Below are 13,136 nucleotides of genomic sequence, written 5' to 3' on the forward strand. Positions count from 1 at the left end.
CCCGAGTATGGGCGCACCGACGATCATTGCCACCCTCAGGGAAGCGGCGGGTGTCCCGGTTTCCCGGCCGCCCCCGCCGTCACAGGGTGCGCAGCAGCACCGCCGGCTGTTCCACGCAGTCCGCGACGTACCGCAGGAAGCCGCCCGCCGTGCCGCCGTCGCACACCCGGTGGTCGAAGGTGAGCGAGAGCTGGACGACCTGGCGGACCGCCAACTCCCCTTCGTGCACCCATGGTTTGGGCGTGATCCGGCCGACGCCGAGCATGGCCGCCTCGGGATGGTTGATGATCGGCGTGGAGCCGTCGACCCCGAACACCCCGTAGTTGTTCAACGTGAAGGTGCCGCCCGTGAGTTCCCCGGGCGTCAGCGTCCCGGTCCGCGCGGACTCGGTGAGCCGGGCGAACTCGGCGCTGAGCGACTCGGCCCCGCGCGCGTGGGCGTCCCGGACGACCGGCACGACGAGCCCGCGCTCGGTCTGCGCCGCGAATCCGAGGTGCACCTCGTCGAAGCGGACGATCTCGCGGTGCTCCGTGTCCACCGTGGCGTTCAGCTCCGGGTAGCGGGCGAGCGCCGCCGTGCAGATCCGCGCGAGCAGCGCGAGAACGGAGATCTTCGGCCCGGCGGAGGGACCGGTCGCGGAATTCATCGCTACGCGCGCGTGCATGAGTTCCGTGGCGTCCGCGTCCACCCAGCAGGTCGCGTCGGGTATCTCGCGCCGGCTGCGCGAGAGCTTGTCGGCGACGGCGCCGCGGATGCCGCGCAGGGGCGTGCGGTGGCCGTGCCCGGCCCGCTCCGGTTCAGGCGCGGGGGCTGGGGCTGGGGCTGGGGCTGCGGCCTCGGCCCGGGCGGCGATGGCCCGCTCCACGTCCACCCGAAGGACCAGTCCGTCGTGCCCTGAGCCGGTCAACTCCCTCAGATCCAGGCCGTGATCGCGGGCCAGCTTGCGCACGATCGGCGAGACGACGGGCACGGGTCCGCTCGCTGCGGGTGCCGTCACGGTGGCGGACCCGGGGTGAGCACCGGCCGACACCGTGGCAGGCCCGGCCGCGGCTGTCGTGGAAGCCGTGGCTGCCGTGGAAGCCGTGGCTGCCGTGGAGGCCGCCGGGTGCGCAGGAGCCTGCCGCGTGGCCACCTCGTCCGCGACCACCGTCGACGCGGCCGCGGCACTCGCGGAACGGCGGGCCGCCAACGAGGCCTCCCCGTGCGACGCCGCGGGCGCCGCGGGCGCGCTGCTCGCGGAACGGCGGGCCGCCGCGGAGGACCCCGCATCGGGCACCCCAGGCGTCGATCCCGCAGCCCCGGCGGAGCCGGTCCGTACCCGCCGCCGTCGGGCCGGGGGCGCGGCCGTCCCGTATCCCACCAGCACGTTCCCCGAGCCCTCGGGCTCCGGGGCCGCGTCACCGTCCGCCGGGGCCTCCACGGCACCGACCGCCACGGTCAACAGGGGCGCGCCGACCGGCAGTTCGGCCCCCTCCTCGCCGAAACGCGCGGTGACCACACCTCCGTACGGACAGGGCACCTCGACCATCGCCTTGGCGGTCTCCACCTCGACGACCGGCTGGTCGATGGCGACCACGTCACCGACCGACACCAGCCACCGCACGATCTCCGCCTCGGTGAGCCCCTCGCCGAGGTCGGGCAGCTTGAACTCCAACACCTGTGCCATCAGCCCGCTCCCGTCCCCGTCACTGGTCCCACTGGAGGCGTGCGACCGCGTCCAACACCCGGTCCACACCCGGCAGATGGTGCCGCTCCAGCATCGGCGGCGGGTACGGGATGTCGAACCCGGCCACCCGCAGCACCGGCGCCTCCAGGTGGTGGAAGCAGCGCTCGGTGACGCGCGCGGCGATCTCCCCGCCGGGCCCGCCGAAGCCGCCCGACTCGTGCACGACGACCGCGCGTCCGGTGCGGCGTACGGACGCGGCGACCGTCGCGTCGTCGAACGGCACCAGCGAGCGCAGGTCGACCACTTCGAGGTCCCAGCCCTCCGCACGGGCCGCCTCGGCCGCCTCCAGGCAGACGGGCACCGACGGTCCGTACGTGATCAGCGTGGCACTGGTCCCCGGGCGGCGGACCATTGCGGTGCCTATGGGCTCAACGTCCGCGGGCCGCTCCGGGTTCCAGGAATCCTTCGCCCAGTAGAGCCTCTTGGGCTCCAGGAAGACGACCGGGTCGTCGCAGGCGATGGACTGCCGCAGCAGCCCGTACGCGTCCGCGACGGTCGCGGGGGTGACGACGGTGAGGCCCGGCGTCGCCATGTAGTACGCCTCGGACGAGTCGCTGTGGTGCTCGACGCCGCCGATCCCGCCCCCGTACGGCACACGGATGGTGATCGGCAGCGGCATCGCCCCGCGCGTACGGTTGCGCATCCGCGCCACGTGCGAGATCAGCTGCTCGAAGGCGGGGTACGCGAACGCGTCGAACTGCATCTCGACGACCGGCCGCAGCCCGTACATCGCCATGCCGACCGCGGTGCCGAGGATGCCGGCCTCGGCGAGCGGCGTGTCCGTGCAGCGGTCCTCGCCGAACTCCTTGGCGAGCCCGTCGGTGATCCGGAAGACTCCGCCGAGCGTGCCCACGTCCTCGCCCATGACGTGCACGGACGGGTCATCGGCCATGGCGTCGCGCAGCGCGCGCCCGAGGGCCTGCGCCATGGTGGCGGGCTTGGTGACCGCCTTCACCGGCTGGTCGGCGACCGTGGTCATGCCCGGCCTCCTTCGGACATCTGCGCCATCTCCGCCTCGGCGTCGAGCTCGGCCCGCAACTGGTCCGCCTGCTCGCGCAGTTGGGAGGTCTGCTCGGCGTACACGTGGCTGAACAGGTCCATCGGGTCGAGCACCGCGTCCTGGTTCATCCGCTCGCGCAGGGCCGCCGCCATCGTCTCCGCGTCGTCGCGCACGGCCTGCATCCCCGCCTCGTCGATCAGCCCGCGGCTCGTCAACTCCCGCTCCAGGAGCAGGATCGGGTCGTGTGCGCGCCACGTCTCGACCTCGGCGTCGCTGCGGTAGCGGGTCGCGTCGTCGGCGTTCGTGTGCGCGTCCATCCGGTACGTGATCGCCTCGACCAGCGTCGGACCACCGCCCTCGCGCGCGCGGGACACGGCCTCGCTCAGCACCTCGTGCATGGCCACCGCGTCGTTCCCGTCGACCAGGCGGCCCGGCATCCCGTACCCGACGGCCTTGTGGGCCAGGGACGGCGCCGCGGTCTGCTTGGCCAGCGGCACGGAGATGGCGAACCCGTTGTTCTGTACGAGGAAGACGACCGGCGCCTGCCACACCGCCGCGAAGTTCAGCGCCTCGTGGAAGTCGCCCTCGCTGGTGCCGCCGTCGCCGACCATGGCGAGCGCCACCACGTCGTCGCCCTTGAGCCGTGCCGCGTGGGCGAGGCCCACGGCGTGCGGCAGTTGGGTCGCGAGCGGCGTGCACAGGGGCGCGATGCGGTGCTCGCGCGGGTCGTACCCGGTGTGCCGGTCGCCGCGCAGCAGCGTGAGGGCCTCGACGGGGTCGAGGCCGCGGGCCACGGCGGCGAGGGTGTCGCGGTAGCTGGGAAAGAGCCAGTCCTGCTCCTGCAGGACCATGGCGGCGGCTATCTCGCTCGCCTCCTGGCCGGTCGTCGAGGGGTAGACGGCGAGGCGGCCCTGCTTGGTCAGGGCGGTCGCCTGCGCGTTGTACCGCCGGCCGCGCACCACCTCCGCGTACAGCCGGCGCAGCAGACCGGGATCGGCCTGCGCGGCGGCGTCGGTGCCCAGGACCCGGTACGGCTGCGCGTCGGGCAGCAGCGGCGCGGGGTCCGTGCGGGGCTGCCAGGCGGGCGGCGGGGTCGGCGCCCCGGGGCCGCGGGCGTCCCGCTGCTCCATGACCGTCATGACGACACCTCCTCGTGGGAGCGGCTTCGCGGGCGCGTCGGGTGTGACCCGCCTCACCTACCGATTGTTCGGTCGTCGGCACATTTTGGCTACAGGCCCCTCCAGGCTGTGGACAAACGGTTCTCCACAGCCTGAGATGAACGCAGTACGTCCATGGTAAGGAGGCGGGGGCACATGGCATCTGAACAAATGGCCGACGGCTCCGGCGGCGGCCGGGACCCGGACGGTGCCGACCCCGCGGTACGGCCGCTGGACGCCATCGACCGCGACATCCTGCAGATGCTCCAGAAGGACGGTCGCGCGTCGATACGCTCCGTCGCCGAGCGCGTCCACGTGTCACGGGCGAACGCCTACGCGCGTATCAACCGCCTCATCGACGACGGCGTGATCCGCGGTTTCGGTGCCCGCGTCAACCACGAGAGAGCGGGCCAGGGCGCGTCCGCGTACATCACGCTCAAGATCGTCCAGAACTCCTGGCGCACGGTCCGCGACCAGCTGCGCCGGATGCCGGAGGCCTCGCACATCGCACTGGTCAGCGGAGATTTCGACGTGCTGATCCTGGTGCACACCCAGGACAACCGCGCCCTGCGCGAGCTCGTCCTCACCAAACTCCAGGCCATCCCCGAGGTGCTCAGCACGCGCACGCTGCTGGTCTTCGAGGAGGAGACCCTGGACGCGAGCGCGCCGGAGGCCTGACCGCCCGGCGCCCGATCGGGCCGCCCGCTGCCGGACTGCCCACTGTCAGGCTGCCCGCTGTCAGGCTGCTCGCCGTCAGGCGCCCTTGCGCAGCCCGGAGAAGACCAACTCCACGACCGCGTCGGCCACTTCGCGGTCCCGCAGGCCGCCGCCGTCGGGCCGGTACCACTCCACGATGGAGTTGATCATCCCGAAGACGAGGCGCGTGGCCAGGCGCACCTCCACGTCACCGCGTACGTCCCCGTCGGCGGCGGCCGCCTTCAGGAGCGCGGCGACCTGGTGGTCGAAGTCCCTGCGCCGCTCCATGGCCCAGCGCTCGGTGTCGGTGTTCCCGCGCACCCGCAACAGCAGGGTCACGTACGGCAGTTCACCGGTGAGCACCTCGACCATGCGCCGCGTGACGTACTCCAGGCGCTCGATCGCACGCCCCACGCGCGCGGGTTCCTCCTCGAGGATCCCGAAGAGACCGTCCAGCGCGCGGCTCACGGCACGGCGCAGCAGCTCCTCCTTGCCCGTCACATGGTGGTAGATCGACGACTTGGAGATGCCGGCCGCCTTGGAGAGGTGCTCCATGGACGTGCCGTCGTAGCCGCGCTCGTTGAAGACGGTCACCGCGACGGCGAGCAGGGTGTCGGGCGTGTACGTGTCGCGGCGCCCGGTCGTGTCACGGCGTGCGGTGGTCATTCGGAGCTCTCCCACTTCTTGGGGGTGTACGAGTGCCGCAGGAGGGCGAAGGACGGCGCGAAGCGTCCTGAAGGGTCCCGCTCGTGCAGCTCCTCGAGCAGGCCGCAGGCCCAGCTCCGGCCGAGCTTGCGGCTCCATTCCAGCGGTCCCAGTGGGTAGTTGACGCCCAGCCGCATGGCGGTGTCGATGTCCTCCTGGGTGGCCACCCCGCGCGTGAGGGCGTCGTACGCCAGGTCGATGAGCCGGGCCACCGTGCGGGCGACGATCATGCCGGGCACGTCACCGATGACGCTGACCTTCTTGCCCAGCGCCTGGAAGAGTCCGACGGCCTCGCTCAGGGTGCGCGGGTTCCCGTCCTGGCAGGTGGCCAGCGCGATGCGGGTCGCCGCACGGTAGTCGAGCGCGAGATCGAAGTAGACGACGTCCCTGAACTCGACGGACGTCTGACCGTCCGCCTGCGCCAGCTGTCCGCCGCTGGGCAGCACGATGCGCGTGCCGTTGTCCTCGCTCTCCAGGGTCACCTCGATGCCCGCCTCGCGCATCATCGCGATCAGCTCGCCCGCGGACTCCAGGTCACCCTCGACCGTCACGCGCGCGGGCGGCTCGCAGGGTCCCGCGGTGTGCGGTTCAGGACGCTCCTCGCCGTCTCCGTACGCGTACCAGCCCCGGCCCGACTTGCGGCCCAGGTGTCCCGCCTCGACCAGGCGGCGCTGGGCCAGCGAGGGCCGGAACTTCACGTCCTGGTAGAAGCCCTCCCACACGGAGCGCGTCACGGCCTCGTTGACGTCCTGCCCGATGAGGTCGGTCAGCTCGAAGGCGCCCATCCTGAAGCCGCCGCTCTCGCGCAGCACGGCGTCGATGGTGGCCGGATCGGCACCCTGCTCCTCGTACACGGCGAACGCCTCCGCGTAGAAGGGCCGTGCGATGCGGTTGACCAGGAAGCCAGGGGTGTCGGCGCAGGCCACCGGGGTCTTCCCCCAGGCGCGGGCGGTCTCGTACGCGCGCGTGGCCGCGGTGACGTCGGTCGCGGATCCGGAGACGACCTCCACCAGGGGCAGCAGGGGTGCCGGGTTGAAGAAGTGCAGCCCGACGAAGCGTCCCGGCAGGCGCAGCGCCCCGCCGATCGCGGTCACCGACAGGGACGAGGTGTTGGTCGCGAGCAGACAGTCGTCCGCGACGACGTCCTCCAGGTCGCGGAACAGCTGCTGCTTGACGTCCAGTTGCTCGAGGACGGCCTCGACGACGAGGGTCGCGTCCGCGAGGTCGGCGAGCGTCCCCGCGGGCGCGAGACGGGCCACGGCGGCCGCGCGCTCCTGCGCGGTCATCCGGCCCTTCTCGACGAGCCGGTCGAGGCGCCCGGCGATCGACTCCGCGGCCGACTCCGCGCGTCCGGGCACGGCGTCGTACAGCCGGACGGGATGCCCGGCGACGAGGGCGACCTGGGCGATGCCCTGGCCCATGGTGCCGGTGCCCACCACGCCTACGAGGCGGTCATGTGCTGTCATGCGCGAGATCCTTCCGCACGTGACCCCGCTCCGGCCCTCCGGGTCTCTTTAGGCCGGTTTTCCACAGGTTTCACGCACCCTCTTGTCCCGACCGATCGTTCGGTTACTCTAACTCTGTCTGCCTGTCCCTGCCCAGCTCGCGGCTCGACGAAGAGCCGTGGCCCAGGAGGAGTTGGTCCGCCATGGCCGCCGCCGAAAGCACTGCGCACGACCTGATCACCCAGCACCGGCCGACCCTCGACCAGGCGCTGGAGGCGATCCGCGCGCGCGCGTACTGGTCCCCGCACCCCGAGCACCCCAAGGCGTACGGGGAGGACGGGAGCCTGAGTCTCGCCGACGGCAAAGCGGCCTTCGACGCGCTGCTGGGCTCCCGCCTCGACCTCGGCCAGCCGGGCACGGACGACTTCGTGGGCGGTGAAGTCTCCCCGTACGGCATCGAGTTGGGGATCACCTATCCGCACGCCGACATCGACGTCCTGCTGCCGGCCATGCGCGCGGGCATGCGCGCGTGGCGGGACGCGGGCGCGGAGGTGCGCGCGGCGGTGTGCCTGGAGATCCTGGCGCGGATCAGCGCGCGCACGCACGAGTTCGCGCACGCGGTCATGCACACCAGCGGCCAGGCCTTCATGATGGCGTTCCAGGCGGGCGGCCCGCACGCGCAGGACCGCGGCCTGGAGGCCGTGGCGTACGCGTACGCGGAGCAGGTGCGCACGCCCGGTGCGGCCCAGTGGTCCAAGCCCCAGGGCAAGCGCGATCCGCTGGTCCTGGACAAGGAGTTCACCCCGGTCGGGCGCGGCATCGCGCTGCTGATCGGCTGCAACACGTTCCCGACATGGAACGGGTACCCGGGCCTGTTCGCCTCCCTGGCGACGGGCAACCCGGTCCTGGTGAAGCCCCACCCGCGCGCGGTGCTGCCGCTCGCGCTCACCGTGCAGGTGGCCCGCGAGGTCCTCGCGGAGGCGGGCTTCGACGCGAACCTGGTGGCGCTCGCGGCCGAGCGGCCCGGCGAGGGCATCGCCAAGACCCTGGCGGTGCGCCCCGAAGTCAGGATCATCGACTACACGGGCTCGACGGCCTTCGGCGACTGGCTGGAGGCGCACGCCCGGCAGGCGCAGGTCTACACGGAGAAGGCCGGCGTGAACACGGTCGTCATCGACTCGACCGGCAACTACAAGGGCATGCTGGCGAACCTGGCGTTCTCGCTGTCCCTGTACAGCGGCCAGATGTGCACGACCCCGCAGAACCTGCTGGTGCCGCGCGAGGGCATCACCACCGACCAGGGCCCCAAGTCGTACGACGAGGTCGTCGCGGACCTCGCGCGCGCGGTGGGCGGCCTGCTCGGCGACGACGCCCGGGCGAACGGACTGCTCGGAGCGCTGGTGAACCCGGACGTGAAGGCCCGCCTGGAGGCCGCGGCCGGGCTCGGTGAAGTCGCCCTGCCCTCGAGGGAGATCAGCAACCCGGAGTTCCCCGACGCCGTGGTGCGCACCCCGGTGATCGTGAAGCTGGACGGCGCCAAGCCCGACGCCGAGGCCGCCTACATGAGCGAGTGCTTCGGCCCCGTCTCCTTCGCCGTGGCCGTCGACTCCACGCAGGACGCGGTGGAGCTGCTGCGGCGCACGGTGCGCGAGAAGGGTGCGATGACCGTCGGCGCGTACACCACCTCCGAAGAGGTCACCCGGGCCGTCGAGGAGGTCTGCCTGGAGGAGTGCGCCCAGCTCTCGCTCAACCTCACGGGCGGGGTGTACGTGAACCAGACGGCGGCGTTCTCCGACTTCCACGGCTCGGGCGGCAACCCCGCGGCGAACGCGGCGCTGTGCGACAGCGCCTTCGTGGCGAACCGCTTCCGGGTGGTGGAGGTCCGCCGGGAGGCCTCCTGAAGTCTCCTGACGTCCCCGGACAGGCCCTAGGGCGCGTACGTGCTGTGCGCGCTCCAGTGGAAGAGGGTCATGCCGACGCTGGTCGCCAGGTTGTAGCTGGAGACCTGGGGCCGCATCGGCAGGGACACCAACTGGTCGGCACGCGCGCGTAGTTCGGCGGACAGGCCGCTGCGCTCGGACCCGAAGGCGAGCAGCGCGTCGTCGGGCAGCTTGAGGCCGCGGATGTCCGCGCCCTCGGGGTCGAGCGCGTACAGCGGCCCGCTCGGCAGCTCCTCGACGGCGAGCCGCTCCACGGCGGTCGCGAAGTGCAGCCCGGCCCCGCCCCGCACGACGGTGGGGTGCCAGGGGTCGAGGCTGCCCGTCGTGACGACGCCGGTCGCGCCGAATCCGGCGGCGAGGCGGATGACGGCGCCCGCGTTGCCGAGGTTGCGCGGGTTGTCGAGGACGACGACCGGAGCCGTGCGTCCCGTACGGGCCAGGGCGGCCAGGTTCCGGTCGCGTGCGGGGCGGCCCGCGAGCGCGGCGACCCCGGTCGGGTGCAGCCGCGGCACGAGCGCCCGCAGCACGTCCTCGGCCACCTCCACCAGGCGCGCGTCCAGCTCCCGTACGACGTCGGGGGCGAGGTCGGCGGCCAGGTCGAGCACGGCCGCCCGGTCCACGGCGAGGGCGACGGGGACCTCGGCGCCGAAGCGCACGGCGTGCTTGAGGGCGTGGAACCCGTCGAGCAGCACGGCCGCGTCGGCCCGCCGCCGCCAGGCGCGTACGGCCTCCTCCGGTCCCGCGAAGCCGCCGTCCACGCCGTCGTCCGTGCTCGTCCCGCTCATGGCAGGAAGCCTACGTGCGGGCCGTGGGTACCTCGGCCGCCAGCGGTTCGGCCTCCTGCTCCGGCCGCGGTCCGGGCACCACCGCCTCCTGCGTACGGCCACCGAGAACGCGACCACGCGCGCGTGCCGCCCAGCCGCCGATGCGCAACAGGAAGGACGTCGGCAGGAACACCGCGTCGGCGGCGATCATCGCGAGCGAGAAGAAGGGCAGTCCGAGCACGACGGCGATGACCGCGTGCTCGAGCATCATGCACACCAACAGGACGTTCTTCACGCGCCGGTTGAAGACCGTGAACGGGAAGGCGACCTGCACGGCGACCGTCCCGTACGTCACGAGCAGCACCATCGGCCCGACCGCGGTCAACAGGTCACCGAGAACGGGCCACGGCGAGAAGTAGTCCAGGTGCAGCGGGTAGTAGACCGCGGTGCCGTCCTGCCAGCGACTGCCCTGGATCTTGTACCAGCCGGCGGTCGCGTAGATCAGGCACGCCTCGACCATGATCACCAGCAGGGCGGCGTTGTGCACCACGTTGCCGACGATGTCGCACAGCAGCCTCAGCTGGCCGCCCTCGGCGCGGCGGTCGACGAGCCACCACACGGCCTGGGCGGCCCACAGCCCCCAGAAGAGGGTCAGCCAGCCGCCACTCACGTCGCCGGTGAACGTGAGCGCCGACAGGGCGAGACCGATGACCCACCACACGACGATGCCACCGCGGTCGGCGGGCACCTGCCGGGCACGCGCGCGTGCGGCGCGCCGCGCGTCCAGTGACCACACCTGTCCGCAGCGGGTGAAGACCAGGTAGATCGACATGAGGTGGATGACGTTGTCGCCGCCGTCGCCCACGAAGATGCTGCGGTTCTGCAGCGAGAGCACGCCGACCATGAACAGGACCGACATGGCGCGGGTGTGCCAGCCCAGCATGAGCAGCACGGAGGCCAGCACGGCCACGGCGTAGACGAGCTCGAACCACGCCTGCCCGTCGGACCACATCAGGGCGGTGAAGGCGTGGTTGTCCGAGATGAGCTGCTGCGCCAGGTTCCAGCTCCAGGGCCCGTCGGGCCCGTACAGCTCCTGGCGGTGCGGGAACTCGCGCAGCAGGAACAGCAGCCAGGTCGCGGAGAAGCCGATCCGGATCACGGCGCTCTGGTAGCGGCCGAGCGGAGAGGCGGTGATGCGCTCCAGGCCCGCGCTCAGCATCTTCTCGACGCGGGTCGGCTCCACGTGCGTACGGCTCACGTGCGTACGGCTCATCGGACACCGCCCGTCGCGGACTGCACCCGCAGGTGCGTGCCGCTGTCGAGCGGGGCGTCGCGCGACGTCACCGTCCACCAGGGCACCTGCCGGTAGACCGGCTTCTGGCTCACCTTCTCGTCACTCCACTTCGGAGGCTCCACCATGGTCGTGCGGGAGCGGACCTGGACGCGCTCGACGACGTCGCCCTTGCCGGCCACGCCGAGCCGGTCGAGGCGCAGGACGAGGATGCGCCGCAGGTACTGCTCGGACAGCGTCCCGCGCAGTCCGCTGGGCCGGTTCTGGAGGTCGTGCGTGGACTGGTAGATGTCCCAGGCACGGCGCAGCTCGTTCTGCTGGGTGTGGCTGGGCAGCAGGTTCCCGTCGATGTCGGCGGCGTCCCGCGCGGACAGGTCGTACCAGCCCGTCGTGCGCCGCTCGCCGCCCGAGTCGCGCACCTCGGCACGGACCTCGACGGCGATGTTCGACTGGAGCGGGTTCGGGGCGAACAGCTTCCAGTTCTGCTCGAACTCCGGGTAGATCCAGTCGTCGATCGCGGCCGAGTGCTGCTTGGACACCGTGTTCGCCGGTGCGACGTGCAGGAACACCATGAGGACGTGGGCACAGGTGACGGCGGCGACGGCCGCGAGGGCCAGTGCGGCGACCACCTGGTAGCGCGGGGAGAGCGCCCCGATGCCCCGGCGCACGGGCGGTCCCGCGGGCGACTCGACGGCATCCGACGGCCCGGACGGCACGGACGGCACGGACGGCGCGGACGGCGGGGCCGGCGGCGTCGGCGGGGCGTCCGGTGGATCGGGCGGCAGCGCGCCCGCCTCCTTCGGCGTGCGCCGGGCGGCCCCGCCCGCGGCGCCTGCTTCCGTCTCCATCGGTGTTCCCCGTTCCCCGGTCCGTACGTTCCCCTGGTCCGTGCCGCACGGCCGCCCGCGGGCGAACCGATTCCGCGCCGTCGCGCCCGGCGCGTGCGACGCACCGGAACGGTACTGGGGAGCGGCCGATCGGCACAGCCGCCCGAGGTTATCCACAGGCTCGGCGGCTCAGGGTTGACACCCTACGGCGCCGCGTCCCACCATTGAATCCGACGAACCGAACGATCGGTCGGGAGCCCAAGGTCGAGGGGGACCGGGAATGGCGACAGCAGCGCCGCACCAGACGGCGGCAGAGACGACAGGGACGTTCCAGGCCGCGTTCGACGCCGCCGTGGCGGCGGACGAGCGCATCGAGCCCCGCGACTGGATGCCCGACGCCTACCGGGCGACGCTGGTGCGCCAGATCGCCCAGCACGCCCACTCCGAGATCATCGGCATGCAGCCCGAGGCCAACTGGATCACGCGCGCGCCCTCCCTGCGCCGCAAGGCGATCCTGATGGCGAAGGTGCAGGACGAGGCCGGGCACGGGCTGTATCTGTACAGCGCGGCGGAGACCCTCGGCACCGGCCGCGACGAGCTGCTCGACAAGCTCCACAGCGGCCGCCAGAAGTACTCCTCGATCTTCAACTACCCGACGCTGACCTGGGCCGACGTCGGCGCGATCGGCTGGCTGGTGGACGGCGCGGCGATCACGAACCAGGTGCCGCTGTGCCGCTGCTCGTACGGTCCGTACGCGCGCGCCATGGTCCGCATCTGCAAGGAGGAGTCCTTCCACCAGCGCCAGGGGTACGAGCTGTTGCTCGCCCTGAGCCGGGGCACCGAGGCCCAGCACGCGATGGCGCAGGACGCGGTGGACCGCTGGTGGTGGCCGTCCCTGATGATGTTCGGCCCGCCCGACGACGAGTCCGCGCACTCCGCGCAGTCCATGGAGTGGAAGATCAAGCGCCACTCGAACGACGAGCTGAGGCAGCGCTTCGTCGACATCTGCGTCCCGCAGGCCGCATCCCTCGGACTGACGCTCCCCGACCCGGAGTTGAAGTGGAACGAGGAGCGGGGGCAGCACGACTTCGGCCCGATCGACTGGGCGGAGTTCAAGGACGTCCTCAAGGGCAACGGCCCGTGCAACGAACAGCGGATCACCCAGCGCAGGCGCGCCCACGACGAGGGCGCCTGGGTGCGTGAGGCCGCCGCGGCCCACGCGGCCAAGCACGCCACGACGGACACGGCACGGACGCGAGAAGGCAGGGCGGCATGAGCGAGAACCGGACCAGCGCGGACTGGCCCCTGTGGGAGGTCTTCGTACGCTCCCGCCGCGGCCTCTCCCACACCCACGCGGGCAGCCTGCACGCCCCGGACGCGGAGTTGGCCCTGCGCAACGCGCGGGATCTGTACACGCGCCGCGGCGAGGGCGTCTCCCTGTGGGTCGTGCCGTCCACGGCGATCACCGCCTCGTCGCCGGACGAGAAGGACCCGTTCTTCGAGCCGGCCGCCGACAAGCCCTACCGGCACCCGACGTTCTACGAGATCCCGGAAGGGGTGAAGCACCTGTGACACCTGTGACACC

The 13,136-nt window shown here is 72.2% G+C and carries 12 protein-coding genes; 4 read left to right on the top strand and 8 right to left on the bottom strand.

The window, feature by feature from the left end; genetic code table 11:
* Nucleotides 1–79 precede the first annotated feature (79 nt).
* From ACIBUY_RS14665 to pdhA, 3 genes are read right to left on the bottom strand one after another with little or no spacing between them, the layout of a single operon-like run.
* On the bottom strand, nt 80–1,666 hold the full coding sequence (locus tag ACIBUY_RS14665; RefSeq protein ID WP_399152751.1) for a dihydrolipoamide acetyltransferase family protein: 1,587 nt from the start codon (nt 1,664–1,666) through the stop codon (nt 80–82).
* Between the two features lie 19 nt (nt 1,667–1,685).
* Nucleotides 1,686–2,705 (bottom strand): alpha-ketoacid dehydrogenase subunit beta, encoded by a 1,020-nt coding sequence (locus ACIBUY_RS14670; RefSeq protein WP_399152752.1) that lies wholly within the window; start codon nt 2,703–2,705, stop codon nt 1,686–1,688.
* A complete protein-coding gene (gene pdhA / locus ACIBUY_RS14675; protein ID WP_399152753.1) occupies nt 2,702–3,865 on the bottom strand; it encodes a pyruvate dehydrogenase (acetyl-transferring) E1 component subunit alpha in 1,164 nt (387 codons plus the stop codon). The genes ACIBUY_RS14670 and pdhA overlap by 4 nt, the downstream gene beginning before the upstream one ends.
* Before the next feature lie 174 nt (nt 3,866–4,039).
* Here pdhA and ACIBUY_RS14680 point away from each other — a divergent pair, with 174 nt between their 5' ends.
* Nucleotides 4,040–4,561, top strand: coding sequence for an Lrp/AsnC family transcriptional regulator (locus ACIBUY_RS14680; RefSeq protein WP_399152754.1), 522 nt, complete (start codon nt 4,040–4,042; stop codon nt 4,559–4,561).
* A gap of 75 nt (nt 4,562–4,636) precedes the next feature.
* Here ACIBUY_RS14680 and ACIBUY_RS14685 read toward each other — a convergent pair whose 3' ends face one another.
* Nucleotides 4,637–5,245 carry a TetR/AcrR family transcriptional regulator gene (locus ACIBUY_RS14685; protein ID WP_365560190.1) on the bottom strand — a complete coding sequence of 203 codons (609 nt, stop codon included), beginning with the start codon at nt 5,243–5,245 and terminating at the stop codon, nt 4,637–4,639.
* Nucleotides 5,242–6,750: a 3-hydroxyacyl-CoA dehydrogenase gene (locus ACIBUY_RS14690; RefSeq protein WP_399152755.1), complete on the bottom strand. Its 1,509-nt coding sequence runs from the start codon at nt 6,748–6,750 to the stop codon at nt 5,242–5,244. Before ACIBUY_RS14690 ends, ACIBUY_RS14685 begins: the two co-directional genes overlap by 4 nt.
* A 182-nt stretch (nt 6,751–6,932) precedes the next feature.
* Here ACIBUY_RS14690 and paaN point away from each other — a divergent pair, with 182 nt between their 5' ends.
* Nucleotides 6,933–8,630, top strand: a complete 1,698-nt coding sequence (gene paaN, locus ACIBUY_RS14695) for a phenylacetic acid degradation protein PaaN (RefSeq protein ID WP_399152756.1) — start codon at nt 6,933–6,935, stop codon at nt 8,628–8,630.
* A gap of 26 nt (nt 8,631–8,656) precedes the next feature.
* Here paaN and ACIBUY_RS14700 read toward each other — a convergent pair whose 3' ends face one another.
* Genes ACIBUY_RS14700 through ACIBUY_RS14710 form a run of 3 tightly spaced genes read right to left on the bottom strand, consistent with a single transcriptional unit; the run spans nt 8,657 to nt 11,572 of the window.
* Complete coding sequence (locus ACIBUY_RS14700) at nt 8,657–9,454, bottom strand: TrmH family RNA methyltransferase (protein WP_365560196.1); 798 nt, start codon at nt 9,452–9,454, stop codon at nt 8,657–8,659.
* 10 nt (nt 9,455–9,464) lie between these two features.
* Entirely contained in the window at nt 9,465–10,706 is a 1,242-nt protein-coding gene (locus tag ACIBUY_RS14705; RefSeq protein ID WP_399152757.1) for an HTTM domain-containing protein, read from the bottom strand.
* Nucleotides 10,703–11,572, bottom strand: a complete 870-nt coding sequence (locus ACIBUY_RS14710) for a DUF5819 family protein (protein WP_365560201.1) — start codon at nt 11,570–11,572, stop codon at nt 10,703–10,705. Before ACIBUY_RS14710 ends, ACIBUY_RS14705 begins: the two co-directional genes overlap by 4 nt.
* 259 nt (nt 11,573–11,831) lie before the next feature.
* Here ACIBUY_RS14710 and paaA point away from each other — a divergent pair, with 259 nt between their 5' ends.
* Nucleotides 11,832–12,827, top strand: coding sequence for a 1,2-phenylacetyl-CoA epoxidase subunit PaaA (gene paaA / locus ACIBUY_RS14715; RefSeq protein ID WP_365560203.1), 996 nt, complete (start codon nt 11,832–11,834; stop codon nt 12,825–12,827).
* Nucleotides 12,824–13,123 (top strand): 1,2-phenylacetyl-CoA epoxidase subunit PaaB, encoded by a 300-nt coding sequence (gene paaB, locus ACIBUY_RS14720; RefSeq protein WP_365560205.1) that lies wholly within the window; start codon nt 12,824–12,826, stop codon nt 13,121–13,123. The genes paaA and paaB overlap by 4 nt, the downstream gene beginning before the upstream one ends.
* Nucleotides 13,124–13,136: the final 13 nt, after the last annotated feature.

Origin of the sequence: Streptomyces sp. NPDC050085, from assembly GCF_044460595.1 — a bacterium.
GTDB lineage: Bacteria > Actinomycetota > Actinomycetes > Streptomycetales > Streptomycetaceae > Streptomyces.